This window comes from Catellatospora paridis (assembly GCF_009720365.1).
Classification (GTDB): domain Bacteria; phylum Actinomycetota; class Actinomycetes; order Mycobacteriales; family Micromonosporaceae; genus Catellatospora; species Catellatospora paridis.
This window is the reverse complement of the sequence record NZ_ML769325.1, coordinates 21,126-38,910: the sequence shown is the minus strand read 5'-3', so window position 1 is coordinate 38,910 and position 17,785 is coordinate 21,126. Positions and strand designations below refer to the sequence as shown.

The window sequence follows — 17,785 nt, the reverse complement described above, 5'->3', positions numbered from 1 at the left end:
GCGACTGCGTCGGGCACACGGGATCGTGTCCCTTCACGGTTCCGACACCACCCCGCGAGATGGAAGTAGGGCGAAGTGGCCGAGAGCAACCGACGTGGCGAGGACGCCGCGGCCGAGCACGTTGACGACGTGTTCGACGACGCTGTCGACGATGACGCCTCCGACGACGACGAGTCGGGCGTCTCCGGCGGTGGCACCGCGACCAAGTCGCGCAAGGTGACGGACGGCAAGGGTTCCCGCGCGGTCAAGAGCACGGAGAAGGCTGAGAAGGTCGGCTTCTTCGGCCGGATCGGACGTTTTGTCCGTGAGATCGTCGCCGAGCTGCGTAAGGTCATCTGGCCGACGCGTAACGAGCTGCTGACGTACACCGCAGTGGTCCTGATCTTCGTGTCGTTCATGATGGCCATCGTGACGCTGCTGGACCTCGCCTACGCCAAGGGCGTGCTGTTCGTCTTCGGCGACGCGAAGTAACACAAACTACGGAAGTGAGCGGCTACGTGCCTGAGTACGACGAGACGGCCCAGACGGAAGACACCGAGGTGACCTCCGCGGTCGCGGTGACCGACGAGCCGACGCTTGAGACGGCACCCGCTGACGACGAGTTCGACCCGGCCGCGGAGCTGCGCCAGAAGCTGCGGTTCGCGCCCGGCGACTGGTACGTCGTGCACTCCTACGCCGGCTACGAGAACAAGGTCAAGACCAACCTCGAGACCCGGATCACGAGCCTCGACATGGAGGAGTTCATCTTCCAGGTCGAGGTGCCGACCCGTGAAGAGGTCGAGGTCAAGAACGGCAAGCGCACCCAGGTGCAGAGCAAGGTCTTCCCGGGTTACCTGCTGGTCCGCATGGACCTCACCCCCGAGTCGTACTCGTGCGTGCGCAACACCCCGGGTGTGACCGGCTTCGTCGGCGCGACGGACCGGGCCGACCGCCCGGCGCCGCTGAGCCTCGACGAGGTGCTGAAGTGGCTGCTGCCCGCGGTGGAGGCGCCCGGCGCCGGCCAGAAGAAGGCCAAGGCCGAGATCCGGGTGCTGGACTTCGAGGTCGGCGACTCCGTCACCGTCACCGACGGCGCGTTCGCCTCGCTGCCGGCCACGATCTCCGAGATCAACGCTGACCAGCAGAAGCTCAAGGTGCTGGTGTCGATCTTCGGTCGGGAGACCCCGGTCGAGCTGAACTTCAACCAGGTCGCCAAGATCTGATAGAAACGCGATCGCGCGGCGGGTGCCCTCCGGGGCCCCGCCGCGCGGCGTTTCACCGCGTCGCTGGTCACATCCGGTGCGAAGGCCCCACCTCGCCGGATAGGCGCGTACGAGTATGCGCTAACCTAGAACGTCCGGCCTGTGCCGCGCGCTGACCGTGCGCGCGAACGCACCGGCCGGTCCGGTGTAAACCACCCTGATCCGCCGAGACGGCGGGTCGACAAGTCCCAGGAAGTAGACATGCCTCCGAAGAAGAAACTCGTCAAGACGTTCACCCTGCAGCTGAAGGCCGGCCAGGCCACCCCGGCTCCGCCGGTGGGCCCCGCGCTGGGTCAGCACGGCGTGAACATCATGGAGTTCTGCAAGGCGTACAACGCCCAGACCGAGTCGCAGCGCGGTGACATCGTCCCGGCACAGATCAGCGTGTACGAGGACCGCTCGTTCACGTTCGTGCTGAAGACGCCGCCGGCCGCCCGACTCCTGATCAAGGCCGCCGGTGTCGCCAAGGGCTCCGGCGTGCCGCACACCACCAAGGTCGGTTCGGTTACCCGCGCCCAGGTGCGCGAGATCGCCGAGAAGAAGATGTCCGACCTGAACGCCAACGACCTGGACATGGCCGAGCGCATCATCGCCGGCACCGCCCGGTCGATGGGCATCGTCGTCAAGGACTGAACGCCGCACGCGGCGTCCGCCGCCTGACGGTTCGATGTTTCGTGGGAGGGCCCGGAAGGGCTCGACACAACCACAGGAGATCTGAGAAATGAAGCACGGCAAGAGCTACAACACTGCCGCTGAGAAGGTCGACCGGGACAAGCTGTACACCCCCGTCGAGGCCATCAAGCTGGCGAAGGACACCACCAAGGTCAAGTTCGACGCCACGGTCGAGGTCGCGATGCGCCTCGGCGTCGACCCGCGCAAGGCGGACCAGATGGTTCGCGGCGTGGTCAACCTGCCGCACGGCACCGGTAAGACCGCCCGCGTGATCGTCTTCGCCTCCGGCGAGAAGGCCGCCGAGGCGACCGCCGCCGGCGCCGACGCCGTCGGGACCGACGAGCTGGTGGCTCGCATTCAGGAAGGCTGGCTGGACTTCGACGCCGCGATCGCGACGCCGGACCAGATGGCCAAGATCGGTCGGATCGCGCGGATCCTGGGCCCGCGCGGCCTCATGCCGAACCCGAAGACCGGCACGGTCACCATGGACATCGCCAAGGCGGTCTCCGACATCAAGGGCGGAAAGATCACCTTCCGCGTGGACAAGCACTCGAACCTGCACATGATCATCGGTAAGGCGTCGTTCACTGCTGAGCAGCTGGTCGACAACTACGCCGCGGTGCTGGAAGAGGTGCTGCGGTCCAAGCCGTCGGCGTCCAAGGGCAAGTACCTGAAGAAGGTCTTCGTGACCACCACGATGGGCCCCGGTATCCCGGTCGACCCCAACGTGACCCGCAACATCCAGGAGAACGAGGCCTGATCCGCCTCCCACTCCACGCCGAAGGCCCCGCCCGCACCCGCGAGCGGGGCCTTCCGCATTCCCGCCGCCGCTCAGCGATCATCGCGGCGCGGTGACCGGGTTCAGCCGGACCGGAGGGCGGCCTGCACGGCGGCCAGCAGTTCCTCGTCGGTGGCGGCGAGCCTGCGGCCCGCGGTGAGGTAGGCCGCCGCGTACTCGGCCAGCACCTGGCCGCGGGCGGCGGGGGTGACCGGCGGCGTCGTGGCGACCCGGGTCCCGCCGCCGCGACGGGTGACGACCAGCCCGGCGGCCTCCAGCTCCTGGTAGGCGCGGGCGACCGTGCCGGCGGCCAGGTCGAGGTCGCCGGCGAGCTGGCGCACCGACGGGAGCCGGTCGCCCGCGGGCAGCACCCCGGCGGCGATCAGTTCCGCGATCTGGCCGCGCACCTGTTCGAACGGCGGCACGGCGGAGCGGGGGTCGAGTCGCACCGACCGTTCAGCCGTCATGCCGCGGCCCGGACCGGGTGGCTGCCCGGCACGTCGGTCCGCGGGGACGGCTGGGCGCCGGACATCGCCGCGCCGAACCTGACGGTCAGCACCAGCCCGATGCCGCCGAGGATCGCGAGCACGTACCCGGCCGCGGGCGTCCCGCCGCCCCGCCAGTCGAGCTGGGCCTGCGCGAACCAGAACGCGCACGCGGTGAAGACGGCCGCGTAGCAGGTCGCGCAGGCGGTGACGATCGTGTTCACGGTCGTGCGCCGCCACACCTCGTCGGCGGCGTGCTCCGTCTCGTCGGCACCGGCCTGCGGGCTGCGCACCAGGGCCCACACAGCCAGCCAGGTCAGCAGGCCGAGGACGGCCAGGGTCGCCAGCGTCGAGGTCAGGGTCACCGGGGCGGCGGTGCCGAAGTAACGGATCTCCGCGCTGGGCGCGGGCGGGGCGGGGTAGACGGACGCGAGCAGCAGTGCCACGGCCATGACGCCGATGGCGACCACGCCGTCGCGCGGGACGTAGTCGCGGATCCGGCGGGTGCGCAGGCTGGCCATGCCCCGGCCGGCGGCGCGCCGGGGCGAGGCGAGCTGGCCGGCGAGGACGCCGATGGCGAACGGGAGGGCCAGCCCCACCGGCGCCAGGTCGAACAGGTAGGTGTGGGCGAGCCCGAACGCGATCCCCACACCGACGGCGAAACCGGTGATCCGACATCTTCCGGCGATGGTCATCATGTCCCCTTGTATCGTCTGGTTGATACAAGGGGACGACATCGCGGCTATTTGTGTCAAGGGGTTGATACAAGACAGGTCACACCACCCCGATTTGGCGGGCGTCCAACAGGTCACGTATCGTTCCTGTCAACAGTTCCACCCAAAGACCGCTGGTCATCTGATCCGGATCACTCCGGAGCATGATCGAAGGCCCCGTCGCTCGGCAACGAGCGGACCCACGGGCGGCCCGCGCAGGGAAGAACGGTGAGCCTGCCGGCCTCGTGCCGTGCCAAGCCCCGTGCGCCCTGCGCCGGGGCGTTTTGTTTGTCCGCTCCTGTCGAACGCCGGGTCCCGCGAGACCAGCCTGGAGTACGAGAGAGGAGGGGACATGGCGGACAAGATCCGTGCCGACAAGGCCGGCAGTGTTGCGGAGCTCACCGAGCGCTTCCGCGAGTCCAACGCCACGGTGCTCACCGAGTACCGCGGCCTGACCGTGAAGCAGCTGACCGAGCTGCGTCGTTCGCTGGGCGGTGCCGAGTACACCGTTGCCAAGAACACGCTTGCCAAGCGCGCCGCGACCGACGCCGGTCTGACCGGTCTCGACGCTCTGTTCACCGGTCCTACCGCGCTCGCCTTCGTCTCCGGCGATGTCGTCGAGGCCGCGAAGGGCCTGAAGGAGTTCGCGAAGGCGAACCCGCTGCTCGTCATCAAGGGCGGCGTCTTCGAGGGCAAGGCGATCACCGCGGCTGAGGTCGCGAAGCTCGCCGACCTCGAGTCCCGTGAGGTCCTGCTGGCCAAGCTGGCCGGCGCGATGAAGGCAAGCATGAGCAACGCCGCGGCGCTCTTCCAGGCCCCGCTGGCGCAGGCCGTCCGTACGGTCGCCGCTCTGCAGGACAAGCGCGAGAAGGAGGGCGCCGACGCCTGACCGGCGTCGACGTCGTCCGAACCAACCAGCTCGCGGCTGTCTGCCGCGGCATGTAGACCCGAAACGAAAGGACGCCTGACATGGCGAAGCTGAGCAGCACCGAACTCCTCGACGCGTTCAAGGAGATGACCCTGATCGAGCTCTCCGAGTTCGTGAAGCAGTTCGAGGACACCTTCGACGTCAAGGCCGCCGCGCCGATGGCCGTCGCTGCCCCGGGTGGCCCGGCCGCTCCGGTCGAGGTCGAGGAGAAGGACGAGTTCGACGTCGTCCTCGAGTCCGACGGTGGCAAGAAGATCCAGGTCATCAAGGTCGTGCGTGAGCTGACCGGCCTGGGCCTGAAGGAGGCCAAGGACGTGGTCGAGGCCGCGCCGAAGGCCATCATCGAGAAGGCCAACAAGGAGACCGCCGAGAAGGCCAAGGCGAAGCTCGAGGCCGAGGGCGCCAAGGTCACCCTCAAGTGATCTGAGGTCACGCCGGGCTTTACGCCAAGAGCGTGACCGCATCGAGGGGCGGGCATCCACTGGATGTCCGCCCCTTGTTCTTGCTGCGCAAACGCGTAGTGATGCGAACTTGACGCAGTGTTGGACACTGGAAGACGTCGCCGGGTCTTGACGTGAACGACGACGCCAGGCAGTCTTTCTTCAGTACGACCTTCCGAGTACGTAGCGGCCGGGGTACAGAGCGTGGTTGACACCGATCTGAAGGTGGTCCAGGACACGTTCTGCGGAAGCCTGCCGTGGGGACTCGACAGCGGTCGGTGCTTCTGCTACAGTGCTAGTTTGCGCTGCCCTTCGACTTTCCCCCTGCCCGGAATGCCGGTTGTCTTTTGACGTCGGCTCTGGACCAGGGGTTGTCGGGTTGCTCGCGTAACGGCCGTTGCACCACCGGTCCTCGGAAGGACGTATCTTGGCAGCCTCCCGCCCTGCGAAGACCAGTCGATCGTCGAGCGCGTTCGCTCCCCGCCGGATCTCCTTCGGCAGGATCACCGAACACCTCGAAGTACCCAATCTGCTCGCTATCCAAACCGAGTCTTTTGACTGGCTTGTCGGCAATGAGTCCTGGCAGTCCCGTTCGTCGGCTCTGGCAGACGCCCGCTCCGGGCTCGCGGAGATCCTCGAAGAGATCAGCCCGATCGAGGACTTCTCCGGCACCATGTCGCTCAGCTTCTCCGACCCGCGCTTCGACGAGGTCAAGGCCTCCATCGAGGAGTGCAAGGAGAAGGACCTCACCTACTGCGCGCCGCTGTTCGTGACCGCGGAGTTCACCAACAACTCGACTGGCGAGATCAAGAGCCAGACCGTGTTCATGGGTGACTTCCCGATGATGACGCCGAAGGGCACCTTCATCATCAACGGCACCGAGCGCATCGTCGTGAGTCAGCTCGTCCGCTCTCCTGGCGTGTACTTCTCCAAGGAGCCGGACAAGACCTCCGACCGCGATCTCTCCAGCGTCAAGGTCATCCCCAGCCGGGGTGCCTGGCTGGAGTTCGACATCGACAAGCGCGACACGGTCGGTGTGCGTATCGACCGCAAGCGCCGGCAGGCCGTCACCGTCCTGCTGAAGGCGATCGGTTGGACCAACGACCAGATCCGCGAGCGCTTCGCGTGGTCCGAGCTGTTGATGACGACCCTCGAGAAGGACCACATCGCCGGTCAGGACGAGGCCCTTCTCGACATCTACCGCAAGCTGCGCCCTGGCGAGCCGCCGACGCGCGAGAACGCCCAGACCCTGCTCGACAACCTCTTCTTCAACCCGAAGCGGTACGACGTAGCCAAGGTCGGGCGTTACAAGTTCAACAAGAAGCTCGAGCTCGAGATCCCGATCACGACGGGAACGCTGACCGAGGACGACATCGTCGCCACCGTGGAGTACCTGGCCCGCCTGCACGCGGGTGAGGACGGCTACGAGGCCGACGACATCGACCACTTCGGCAACCGTCGTCTGCGCACCGTCGGCGAGCTGATCCAGAACCAGGTTCGGGTCGGTCTCTCCCGCATGGAGCGCGTCGTGCGTGAGCGCATGACCACGCAGGACGTCGAGGCGATCACGCCGCAGACCCTGATCAACATCCGCCCCGTGGTGGCTGCGATCAAGGAGTTCTTCGGCACGTCGCAGCTGTCGCAGTTCATGGACCAGACCAACCCGCTCGCGGGTCTGACCCACCGTCGCCGCCTGTCGGCGCTCGGCCCGGGTGGTCTGTCGCGTGACCGCGCCGGCTTCGAGGTCCGTGACGTGCACCCGTCGCACTACGGCCGGATGTGCCCGATCGAGACGCCGGAAGGCCCGAACATCGGCCTGATCGGCGCGCTGTCGACGTTCGCGCGGGTCAACCCGTTCGGTTTCGTCGAGACGCCGTACCGCAAGGTCGTCGAGGGCCGGGTCACCGACCAGATCGACTACCTGACCGCGGACGAGGAGGACCGTTACATCAAGGCACAGGCCAACGCTGTGCTGATGGGTGACGGCCACTTCGCCGAGGACCGCGTCCTGGTCCGCCGTAAGGGCGGTGAGGTCGACTACGTGCCGCCGGCACAGGTCGACTACATGGACGTGTCGCCGCGGCAGATGGTGTCCGTCGCGACCGCGATGATCCCGTTCCTCGAGCACGACGACGCCAACCGTGCCCTCATGGGCGCGAACATGCAGCGTCAGGCGGTGCCGCTGGTCAAGGCCGAGGCCCCGCTGGTCGGCACGGGTATGGAGTACCGTGCCGCGACCGACGCCGGCGACGTGGTCGTGGCCGAGGTCGGCGGTGTGGTCGAGGACCTGTGCGCGGACTACATCACCGTGCACCAGGACGACGGCTTCCGCCGGACCTACCTGCTGCACAAGTTCCGCCGGTCCAACTCGGGCTCGTGCGTGAACCAGAAGCCGGTGGTCCCGGAGGGCGCCCGCGTCGAGGCCGGTCAGGTCATCGCCGACGGCCCGTGTACCGACAACGGTGAGATGGCGCTCGGCCGCAACCTGCTGGTCGCCTTCATGCCGTGGGAGGGCCACAACTACGAGGACGCGATCATCCTGTCCCAGCGTCTGGTGCAGGAGGACGTGCTCACCTCGATTCACATCGAGGAGCACGAGGTCGACGCCCGCGACACCAAGCTGGGCCCGGAGGAGATCACCCGCGACATCCCGAACGTCAGCGAAGAGATGCTGGCGGACCTGGACGAGCGGGGCATCATCCGGATCGGCGCCGAGGTCGTGCCGGGCGACATCCTGGTCGGCAAGGTCACGCCCAAGGGCGAGACCGAGCTGACCCCGGAGGAGCGGCTGCTCCGCGCGATCTTCGGTGAGAAGGCGCGCGAGGTCCGTGACACCTCGCTGAAGGTGCCGCACGGCGAGACCGGCACGGTCATCGGTGTGCGCACGTTCTCCCGCGAGGACGGCGACGAGCTGCCCCCGGGCGTCAACGAGCTGGTCCGGGTGTACGTCGCCCAGAAGCGCAAGATCCAGGACGGTGACAAGCTCGCCGGCCGCCACGGCAACAAGGGTGTCATCTCCAAGATCCTTCCGGTCGAGGACATGCCGTTCCTCGAGGACGGCACCCCGGTCGACATCGTGCTCAACCCGCTGGGCGTGCCCGGTCGAATGAACATCGGCCAGGTTCTCGAGGTCCACCTGGGCTGGGTCGCGAAGACCGGCTGGAAGGTCACGGGCGACGACGCCGAGTGGAAGAAGGCGCTGCGCTCGATCGGCGCGCACGAGGCCGAGGCCAACACGAACGTGGCCACCCCGGTCTTCGACGGCGCGCACGACGACGAGATCGCCGGTCTGCTCGGCAGCACCCTGCCCAACCGCGACGGCACCCAGCTGATCGGCGAGTCGGGCAAGGCCAAACTGTTCGACGGCCGCTCGGGTGAGCCGCTGCCGGACCCGATCTCGGTCGGCTACATGTACATCCTGAAGCTGAACCACCTGGTCGACGACAAGATCCACGCTCGGTCGACCGGCCCGTACTCGATGATCACGCAGCAGCCGCTGGGTGGTAAGGCGCAGTTCGGTGGTCAGCGGTTCGGCGAGATGGAGTGCTGGGCGATGCAGGCCTACGGCGCGGCTTACGCGCTGCAGGAGCTGCTCACCATCAAGTCCGACGACGTGCTGGGTCGTGTGAAGGTCTACGAGGCCATCGTCAAGGGCGAGAACATCCCCGAGCCGGGCATCCCCGAGTCGTTCAAGGTGCTGCTCAAGGAACTGCAGTCGCTGTGCCTGAACGTCGAGGTGCTGTCCAGCGACGGTGTGGCCCTGGAGATGCGCGAGACCGACGACGAGGTGTTCCGGGCGGCGGAGGAGCTCGGTATCGATCTGTCCCGGCGGGAGCCGAGCAGCGTCGAGGAAGTCTGATGTAAAAGGCGTCCTCCGCGCGCTCCGGCGTGTGGAGGACGCCTCCGCCATCAACTGACACTGATGAAGACACGAGCAAAGAGGGACATACAACGTGCTCGACGTTAACTTCTTCGATGAGCTTCGGATCGGCCTGGCAGGTGCTGAAGACATCCGGCGCTGGTCGCACGGCGAGGTCAAGAAGCCCGAGACGATCAACTACCGCACCCTGAAGCCCGAGAAGGACGGACTCTTCTGCGAGAAGATCTTCGGCCCTCAGCGGGACTGGGAGTGCTACTGCGGCAAGTACAAGCGGGTCCGCTTCAAGGGCATCGTCTGTGAGCGCTGCGGCGTCGAGGTGACCCGTTCCAAGGTGCGTCGTGAGCGGATGGGCCACATCGAGCTCGCCGCCGCGGTCACCCACATCTGGTACTTCAAGGGCGTGCCGAGCCGGCTGGGTTACCTGCTGGACCTCGCCCCGAAGGACCTTGAGAAGATCATTTACTTCGCCTCGTACGTGATCACGAGCGTGGACGCCGAGGCGCGTCACCGCGACATGACCACCGTCGAGAACGAGATCTTCGCCGAGAAGCGGCAGGCCGAGAACGCCCGCGACGCCGAGATCGAGAAGCGCGCCGTCAAGCTCGAGGCCGACCTGGCCGAGCTCGAGGCCGAAGGTGCCAAGGCGGACGTGCGCCGCAAGGTCAAGGAGGCTGGCGAGCGCGAGATGCGCCAGATCCGCGACAAGGCGCAGCGCGAGATCGACCGCCTGGACGAGGTGCTGGACACGTTCCGCAAGCTCGACTCCAAGCAGCTGGTCACGGACGAGCTGCTCTACCGCGAGCTGCGCGACCGCTTCGGCGAGTACTTCACCGGCGGCATGGGCGCCGAGGCCATCAAGGCCCTCGTGCAGAACATGGACCTCGAGGCCGAGGCCGAGTTCCTGCGCGAGACGATCCGCTCGGGCAAGGGCCAGCGCAAGCTGCGCGCGCTCAAGCGGCTCAAGGTCGTGGCCGCGTTCCTGGCCACCGGCAACTCGCCGCTGGGCATGGTGCTGGACTGCGTCCCGGTCATCCCGCCGGACCTGCGCCCGATGGTGCAGCTCGACGGCGGCCGCTTCGCGACCAGCGACTTGAACGACCTGTACCGCCGGGTCATCAACCGCAACAACCGCCTCAAGCGCCTGATCGACCTCGGCGCGCCCGAGATCATCGTGAACAACGAGAAGCGGATGCTGCAGGAGGCCGTCGACGCACTGTTCGACAACGGCCGCCGTGGCCGTCCGGTGACGGGTCCGGGCAACCGCCCGCTCAAGTCGCTGTCCGACATGCTCAAGGGCAAGCAGGGCCGGTTCCGTCAGAACCTGCTCGGCAAGCGCGTGGACTACTCGGGCCGTTCCGTCATCGTCGTCGGCCCGCGGCTGAAGCTGCACCAGTGCGGTCTGCCCAAGCAGATGGCGCTGGAGCTGTTCAAGCCGTTCGTGATGAAGCGGCTGGTCGACCTGAACCACGCCCAGAACATCAAGTCGGCCAAGCGCATGGTCGAGCGTCAGCGTCCGGTCGTGTGGGACGTGCTGGAAGAGGTCATCACCGAGCACCCGGTGCTGCTCAACCGTGCACCCACCCTGCACCGTCTGGGCATCCAGGCGTTCGAGCCGCAGCTGGTCGAGGGCAAGGCCATCCAGATCCACCCGCTCGTCTGCACCGCCTTCAACGCGGACTTCGACGGTGACCAGATGGCCGTGCACGTGCCGCTGTCCGCCGAGGCCCAGGCCGAGGCGCGGATCCTGATGCTGTCCAGCAACAACATCCTCAAGCCGGCCGACGGCAAGCCGGTGACCATGCCCACCCAGGACATGATCATCGGGCTGTACCACCTGACCCACACCCGCCCGAACATGCTGGGCGAGGGTCGCGTGTTCAGCTCCGAGGCCGAGGCCATGATGGCCTTCGACAACGGCGAGCTGCACCTGCAGGCGCCGGTGCGGATCCGGCTCAAGGGCATCACCTCGGTGGACAACGGCCCGGCCGGGCCGGTCTGGGAGGCGCCCGAGGGCTGGGAGCCGACCGAGCAGGTCATCCTGGACACCACGCTGGGCCGGGTGCTCTTCAACGAGACCCTCCCGGTGGGCTACCGCTTCGTCAACCACGAGGTCCGCAAGGGCCAGCTCTCGGCCATCGTGAACGACCTGGCCGAGCGCTACCCGAAGGTCGCCCTGGCGGCGACGCTGGACGCGCTGAAGGAGGCCGGCTTCCACTGGGCCACCTGGTCCGGCGTCACCATCGGCATGGAGGACGTCATCTCGCCGCCGCGCAAGGGCCAGATCCTTGAGCGGTACGAGAAGGAGGCCGAGCGCTTCGACAAGCAGTACCAGCGTGGTCTGATGACCGCCGAGGAGCGCCGCGGCGAGCTGATCGAGCTGTGGACCAAGGCGACCAACGAGGTGGCCAAGGAGCTCGAGACCGCTCTGCCGCTGGAGAACCCGCTGTGGCGCATGATCCACTCGGGCGCTCGAGGCAACATGCTGCAGCTGCGTCAGATCGCGGCGATCCGTGGTCTGGTGGCGAACCCCAAGGGTGAGATCATCCCGCGTCCGATCAAGTCCTCGTACCGCGAGGGCCTGAGCGTGCTGGAGTACTTCATCTCCACGCACGGTGCCCGCAAGGGTCTGGCCGACACCGCGCTGCGTACCGCCGACTCGGGTTACCTGACCCGTCGTCTGGTGGACGTCTCGCAGGACGTGATCATCCGCGAGGACGACTGCGGCACCGACCGGGCGATCCCGATGCAGATCGGTTCGCGCCACGACGGTGTGCTGTCGGTGCACGAGCACGCCGAGACCGGCGCGCACGCCCGCACCCTGGCCGAGGACATGTCGGACCCGTCCGGCAACCTCGTCGCGGCCCGCGGCACCGACCTCAACTCGATCGTCGTCGAGAAGCTGGTCAAGGCCGGCATCGAGGGCGTGCGGGTGCGGTCCGTGCTCACCTGCGAGTCCAAGCTGGGCGTCTGCGCGGCCTGCTACGGCCGTTCGCTGCCGACCGGCAAGCTGGTGGACGTCGGCGAGGCCGTCGGCATCATCGCGGCCCAGTCGATCGGTGAGCCGGGCACGCAGCTGACGATGCGTACCTTCCACACCGGTGGTGCGGCCTCGGGTGAGGACATCACCCAGGGTCTGCCCCGTGTCCAGGAGATCTTCGAGGCGCGTGTGCCCAAGGGCAAGGCGCCGATCGCGGACACTCCGGGACGCATCCGGATCGAGGCGGGCGACCGGTCGAAGAAGATCATCATCGTGCCGGACGACGGCAGCGAGGAGATCGTCCACGACAAGATCTCGAACCGGGTGAAGCTGCGGGTGCACGACGGCTCGCACGTGGAGGTCGGCGAGAAGCTCACCGAGGGCACCATCGACCCGCACGAGCTGCTGCGCATCATGGGCCCGCGCGCGGTCCAGGTCCACCTGACCAATGAGGTCCAGGAGGTCTACCGCTCGCAGGGTGTGATGATCCATGACAAGCACATCGAGATCATCATCCGCCAGATGCTCAAGCGCGTGACGATCATCGACTCCGGCGCGACCGAGTTCCTGCCGGGTGTGCTGGTCGACCGTGCGCAGTTCGAGGGCGAGAACCGCCGCCTGGTCTCCGAGGGCGGCGAGCCCGCGGCCGGCCGGCCGGTGCTGATGGGTATCACCAAGGCGTCGCTGGCCACCGAGTCGTGGCTCTCGGCCGCCTCCTTCCAGGAGACGACCCGGGTGCTCACCGATGCGGCGATCAACGCGCGCAGTGACTCGCTCATCGGTCTCAAGGAGAACGTCATCATCGGCAAGCTCATCCCGGCGGGTACCGGCATCAGCAAGTACCGCAACGTCCGGGTGGAGCCGACCGAGGAGGCGAAGGCCAAGGTCTACTCGATGACCTCGTACGGCGAGACCGACTACGGCTTCGGCCCGGCGTCGGGTGTCGCGGTGCCGCTGGACGACTTCGACTTCGGGTCGTACCGGTAATCGCTTGAAGTGAGATCACGGCGTCCCCCGTGTCGTTTACACGGCATGGGGGACGCCGTTTTCGTGTCCGGGGCCGACCGGGATCCGGCTGATCCGGAACCGGTCGCCGACAGCAAGGCCACCGCCGCGTTCGGGCTCGGCCTGCTGGCCGCGGTGACCGGCCCGGCCGTGGGCGGGATCGTGCCGGCCACGATCGCCCTGGCGCTGGCCCGCCAGGCCCGCGAGGAGCTGAGGACGGGGGAGGGCTGGCGCACCGGCGCCGGCCGGGTGCGCTGGGCGGAGCGGCTGGCCTGGCTCGGCCTGGTCCTGGCCGGCCTGAGCCTGGTCGCGCTGACCGTGTGGCTGTTCCTGCGCGGGGTGCGCTTCGGCACCCAGGACTTCCCGCCCACCGTCGACTGACCCGGCCGGCGGGCCGTCCTGGCGGCGGCAGCCGCCTTGGCGGGCGCGGGGTGGGCGAGGCGTGGCAGGATCGGCGACGTGACCTATCAGCAGCCTCCGGTGCCGCAGTGGCCGTCGTCGGGCCAGCAGCCGCCCGCGCCGCAGTGGCCGGCCGGGCTCCCGGCGAGCCAGCAGCCGTCCACGCCGCAGTGGCCGCCGGTGCAGCAGCCGCCGGTCGCGGGTCCGCCGCCGGTGGCCGGGCCGCAGCCGGTGAACTACCCGCCGCCGGTGCGGGTCGAGGTCGTGCCGGGCACGCCGTACGGGCTGGCGGTGCTGGGCGCGCCGAAGACCGCCTCGGGCGTGGCGGCCAGCGCGCTGGTGGCCGGGGTCGGCTCGGTGCTGGTGTCGCTGACGGTGTGGTGCTTCGGCGTGGCAGGCGCGCAGCAGGGCTGGGGCGGGCTGGTCGCCGGCGCGTTCGCGGCGCTGGCGATCCTGCTCGGAGCGGCGGGGGTGCTGCTCGGCTGGCTCGGGATGCGCCAGATCCGGCTGGCCGCGGGCAACATGACCGGCCGCGGGGTGGCGATCGCCGGCCTGGTGTGCGGCGCGGCGGGCCTGCTGCTGGCCGCGGTGGGTCTGCTCACCGCGATCGTGCTCAGCGCCCGCTGAGGCCGTTCGGCGGCCGCCGCGCTGCGCCGTACGGCCGTTCGCCAGGGAGCCTGCCGGTGCGAGCTACCTCACGGTGCGGTATCCCGTTCGGGCCCCGGGAATCGAAGAGGTAGACTGGCTGTCGGAGTTCGCACTGACGGCGGGCTGGTTGCTCGGAACGACTGGTTGCCTCGCATCGACGAGGGGTCGGGTCACCCCGTTTTGACCAGTGGGCCATCGGTTCGGTACTCTTTCCCCTCGTGCCCGGGCTTGCCCGGGCCCCTCGTGCGTGCGCCGAGCGGGAGAGGTCCGACCACTGGTCGGGCGGCCCGTAGCACCACGACAACGACAGACTCCGACAGCTCGAGAAATCGAGCCGCCGGGCCCGTGCGCCGGACGACACGCCCGACCGCGGGGGTCGGCACTTGTCGCGGAATCATTCCGAGACAGCGCCGATCGCAGCAGTTCGGGCCGCATTCGCGGCCACGGCCACACATAAGTTTCCGCGGCGCGAAGCCGCGGAGAGGAAGCAAAAGGGAGCGGAGAACACCGGTGCCCACAATCCAGCAGCTGGTCCGCAAGGGCCGCCAGGCGAAGACGAGCAAGACCAAGACGCCGGCGCTGAAGGGGAGCCCCCAGCGGCGCGGTGTGTGCACGCGTGTGTACACCACGACGCCCAAGAAGCCGAACTCGGCACTGCGGAAGGTCGCTCGCGTCAAGCTGAGCAGCCAGATCGAGGTCACCGCGTACATCCCGGGTGTCGGCCACAACCTGCAGGAGCACTCGATCGTGCTCGTTCGCGGCGGCCGTGTGAAGGACCTGCCCGGCGTGCGCTACAAGATCATTCGCGGTTCGCTCGACACCCAGGGTGTGCGTAACCGCAAGCAGGCGCGTAGCCGCTACGGCGCGAAGCTGGTCAAGGAAGGGAAGAAGTAATGCCTCGTAAGGGCCCCGCTCCGCGTCGGCCGCTGGCCGCTGACCCGGTGTACAACTCGCCGCTGGTCACCCAGCTGGTCAACAAGATCCTGCTGGCCGGCAAGCGCCAGCTGGCCGAGCGTGTCGTGTACGGCGCGCTCGAGGGCTGCCGCGAGAAGACCGGCACCGACCCCGTGGTGACGCTCAAGCGCGCCATGGACAACGTGAAGCCGACCCTCGAGGTCCGCAGCCGCCGTGTCGGTGGCGCGACCTACCAGGTGCCGGTGGAGGTCCGCCCGGTCCGCGCGACCACGCTGGGTCTGCGCTGGCTGGTGACGTACTCCCGCGCCCGCCGCGAGAAGACCATGATCGAGCGGCTCATGAACGAGCTGCTCGACGCCAGCAACGGTCTGGGCGCCGCTGTCAAGCGTCGCGAGGACACGCACAAGATGGCCGAGTCCAACAAGGCCTTCGCGCACTACCGCTGGTGAACCACGTGGAGCCGGGCCGATCCGTCGGTTCCGGCTCCACAACCTTGACTTTCCGGGACTGAGTCCCACTCCGAAAGGATCGTGAAGTGGCCGCCGTAGACGCCGCCCTCGCCACTACCCGCAACATCGGCATCATGGCGCACATCGACGCCGGTAAGACCACCACCACCGAGCGGATCCTGTTCTACACCGGCATCACGCACAAGATCGGTGAGGTTCACGAGGGCGCTGCCGTCATGGACTGGATGGAGCAGGAGCAGGAGCGTGGTATCACCATCACCTCCGCTGCTACCAAGTGTGAGTGGAAGGGCCACACGATCCAGATCATCGACACGCCCGGCCACGTCGACTTCACCGTCGAGGTGGAGCGTTCGCTGCGCGTGCTCGACGGTGCCGTGGCCGTCTACGACGGTGTGGCCGGCGTGGAGCCGCAGACCGAGAACGTGTGGCGCCAGGCCGACAAGTACAACGTGCCGCGTATGTGCTTCGTCAACAAGCTGGACCGCACCGGTGCGGACTTCTTCCGCTGCGTCGACATGATGATCACGCGCCTCAACGCGACCCCGCTGGTGCTGCAGATCCCGATCGGTCTCGAGGGCGACCACATCGGTGTCGTGGACCTGCTGGGCATGCGCGCGCTCACCTGGCGCGGCGAGACCCAGAAGGGCGAGGACTACGCGATCGAGGAGATCCCGGAGAACCTCGTCGAGCAGGCCAACGAGTGGCGCGTCAAGCTGCTCGAGACCCTGTCCGAGGCCGACGACTCGATCATGGAGGGCTACCTCGAGGGTGCCGAGTTCACCGTCGACGTGCTCAAGGCCGCGATCCGTCGCGCCACCATCGCCGACAAGCTGAACCCGGTCGTCTGCGGCTCCGCCTTCAAGAACAAGGGCGTGCAGCCGATGCTGGACGCGGTCATCGACTTCCTGCCGTCGCCGCTGGACATCCCGGCCATCGACGGCACGCTGATGGACGGGGAGACCCCGGTCGCGCGGCACGCCGACTCGACCGAGCCGTTCTCCGGCCTGGCGTTCAAGATCCAGACTGACAAGCACCTGGGCAAGCTGACCTACGTGCGCGTCTACTCGGGCACGCTCGACTCGGGCACCGCGGTGATCAACTCGACCAAGGACCGCAAGGAGCGGGTCGGGAAGATCTACCAGATGCACGCCAACAAGCGCGAGGAGCGCCCCCAGGCGTTCGCGGGCGACATCATCGCCGTGCAGGGTCTCAAGCAGACCACCACCGGCGACACGCTGTCCGACCCGGCGCACCCGGTGATCCTGGAGTCGATGACCTTCCCGGACCCGGTCATCTCGGTGGCGATCGAGCCGAAGACGAAGGCCGACCAGGAGAAGCTGGGCGTCGCGATCCAGAAGCTCGCCGAGGAGGACCCGACCTTCCGCGTGAAGCTGGACGAGGAGACCGGTCAGACGGTCATCTCCGGCATGGGCGAGCTCCACCTGGAGATCCTCGTCGACCGCATGAAGCGCGAGTTCAACGTCGAGGCCAACGTCGGCAAGCCGCAGGTGGCGTACCGCGAGACGATCCGCCGCACGGTGGACAAGCTCGAGTACACCCACAAGAAGCAGACCGGTGGTTCGGGCCAGTACGCGAGCGTGCTCATCGGCCTCGCGCCGCTGCCGCTGGACGCCCCGGCGCAGTACGAGTTCGTCAACGCCGTCACCGGTGGCCGCATCCCGAAGGAGTACATCCCTTCGATCGATGCCGGCGCCCAGGACGCGATGCAGTACGGCGTGCTCGCGGGGTACCCGCTGGTCGGTGTCAAGCTGACGCTGCTCGACGGTAAGTACCACGAGGTCGACTCGTCGGAAATGGCGTTCAAGATCGCCGGTTCGATGGCGCTGAAGGAAGCGGCCCGCAAGGCCGACCCGGCGATCCTCGAGCCGATGATGGCAGTCGAGGTCGTCACCCCCGAGGACAACATGGGTGACGTCATCGGCGACCTGAACTCCCGCCGTGGCATCATCCAGGCGATGGAGGAGCGTAGCGGCGCCCGCGTCGTCCGCGCCCTGGTGCCGCTGTCGGAGATGTTCGGCTACGTCGGCGACCTGCGGTCGAAGACTCAAGGCCGGGCTAGCTACAGCATGGTATTCGACTCCTACGCCGAGGTTCCGCAGAACGTGGCGAAGGAGATCATCGCTAAGGCCACCGGAGAGTGACCGCGGTGGTGGGGGGGGGGCGGCGCGGCCGCGCCCCCCCGCGGGGGCCCCCCCGGGCACCACCCCCCACAA

Annotated in this window: 15 protein-coding genes; 13 read left to right on the top strand and 2 right to left on the bottom strand. The window is 67.9% G+C overall.

Going from position 1 to position 17,785, the window contains the following annotated elements; genetic code table 11:
• Nucleotides 1-75: 75 nt before the first annotated feature.
• The 4 genes from secE (at nucleotide 76) to rplA (ending at nucleotide 2,673) form a co-directional block, all read left to right on the top strand.
• Nucleotides 76-471 carry a preprotein translocase subunit SecE gene (gene secE / locus F9C41_RS28125; RefSeq protein ID WP_155389852.1) on the top strand — a complete coding sequence of 132 codons (396 nt, stop codon included), beginning with the start codon at nucleotides 76-78 and terminating at the stop codon, nucleotides 469-471.
• A gap of 26 nt (nucleotides 472-497) precedes the next feature.
• Nucleotides 498-1,202, top strand: a complete 705-nt coding sequence (nusG, locus tag F9C41_RS28120) for a transcription termination/antitermination protein NusG (RefSeq protein WP_120321524.1) — start codon at nucleotides 498-500, stop codon at nucleotides 1,200-1,202.
• 240 nt (nucleotides 1,203-1,442) lie between these two features.
• Complete coding sequence (gene rplK, locus F9C41_RS28115) at nucleotides 1,443-1,874, top strand: 50S ribosomal protein L11 (RefSeq protein ID WP_155389851.1); 432 nt, start codon at nucleotides 1,443-1,445, stop codon at nucleotides 1,872-1,874.
• An 88-nt stretch (nucleotides 1,875-1,962) separates the two neighbouring features.
• Nucleotides 1,963-2,673 carry a 50S ribosomal protein L1 gene (gene rplA, locus F9C41_RS28110; protein ID WP_155389850.1) on the top strand — a complete coding sequence of 237 codons (711 nt, stop codon included), beginning with the start codon at nucleotides 1,963-1,965 and terminating at the stop codon, nucleotides 2,671-2,673.
• A 101-nt stretch (nucleotides 2,674-2,774) separates the two neighbouring features.
• On the opposite strand, the gene F9C41_RS28105 is transcribed toward rplA, so the two are convergent.
• Both F9C41_RS28105 and F9C41_RS28100 read right to left on the bottom strand, forming a co-directional pair.
• Nucleotides 2,775-3,158 (bottom strand): GntR family transcriptional regulator, encoded by a 384-nt coding sequence (locus F9C41_RS28105; RefSeq protein ID WP_155389849.1) that lies wholly within the window; start codon nucleotides 3,156-3,158, stop codon nucleotides 2,775-2,777.
• Nucleotides 3,155-3,871, bottom strand: coding sequence for a hypothetical protein (locus F9C41_RS28100; protein ID WP_155389848.1), 717 nt, complete (start codon nucleotides 3,869-3,871; stop codon nucleotides 3,155-3,157). The genes F9C41_RS28105 and F9C41_RS28100 overlap by 4 nt, the downstream gene beginning before the upstream one ends.
• A 370-nt stretch (nucleotides 3,872-4,241) precedes the next feature.
• On the opposite strand from F9C41_RS28100, the gene rplJ reads away from it, so the two are divergent.
• The 9 genes from rplJ to fusA all read left to right on the top strand — a co-directional run bounded on the left by rplJ (nucleotide 4,242) and on the right by fusA (nucleotide 17,713).
• Nucleotides 4,242-4,778 (top strand): 50S ribosomal protein L10, encoded by a 537-nt coding sequence (rplJ, locus tag F9C41_RS28095; protein WP_155389847.1) that lies wholly within the window; start codon nucleotides 4,242-4,244, stop codon nucleotides 4,776-4,778.
• An 80-nt stretch (nucleotides 4,779-4,858) separates the two neighbouring features.
• Nucleotides 4,859-5,239, top strand: a complete 381-nt coding sequence (rplL, locus tag F9C41_RS28090; protein ID WP_155389846.1) for a 50S ribosomal protein L7/L12 — start codon at nucleotides 4,859-4,861, stop codon at nucleotides 5,237-5,239.
• A gap of 445 nt (nucleotides 5,240-5,684) precedes the next feature.
• On the top strand, nucleotides 5,685-9,116 hold the full coding sequence (gene rpoB, locus F9C41_RS28085; RefSeq protein WP_155389845.1) for a DNA-directed RNA polymerase subunit beta: 3,432 nt from the start codon (nucleotides 5,685-5,687) through the stop codon (nucleotides 9,114-9,116).
• Nucleotides 9,117-9,210: 94 nt separating this feature from the next.
• On the top strand, nucleotides 9,211-13,101 hold the full coding sequence (locus F9C41_RS28080; RefSeq protein ID WP_155389844.1) for a DNA-directed RNA polymerase subunit beta': 3,891 nt from the start codon (nucleotides 9,211-9,213) through the stop codon (nucleotides 13,099-13,101).
• Between the two features lie 45 nt (nucleotides 13,102-13,146).
• Nucleotides 13,147-13,500, top strand: coding sequence for a hypothetical protein (locus F9C41_RS28075; RefSeq protein ID WP_155389843.1), 354 nt, complete (start codon nucleotides 13,147-13,149; stop codon nucleotides 13,498-13,500).
• Nucleotides 13,501-13,578: 78 nt separating this feature from the next.
• A complete protein-coding gene (locus F9C41_RS41545) occupies nucleotides 13,579-14,145 on the top strand; it encodes a hypothetical protein (RefSeq protein WP_230690076.1) in 567 nt (188 codons plus the stop codon).
• A 531-nt stretch (nucleotides 14,146-14,676) separates the two neighbouring features.
• A complete protein-coding gene (gene rpsL, locus F9C41_RS28065; protein ID WP_120317147.1) occupies nucleotides 14,677-15,060 on the top strand; it encodes a 30S ribosomal protein S12 in 384 nt (127 codons plus the stop codon).
• Complete coding sequence (gene rpsG, locus F9C41_RS28060) at nucleotides 15,060-15,530, top strand: 30S ribosomal protein S7 (protein ID WP_120317146.1); 471 nt, start codon at nucleotides 15,060-15,062, stop codon at nucleotides 15,528-15,530. The genes rpsL and rpsG overlap by 1 nt, the downstream gene beginning before the upstream one ends.
• Before the next feature lie 86 nt (nucleotides 15,531-15,616).
• Entirely contained in the window at nucleotides 15,617-17,713 is a 2,097-nt protein-coding gene (fusA, locus tag F9C41_RS28055) for an elongation factor G (RefSeq protein WP_155389842.1), read from the top strand.
• Nucleotides 17,714-17,785: the final 72 nt, after the last annotated feature.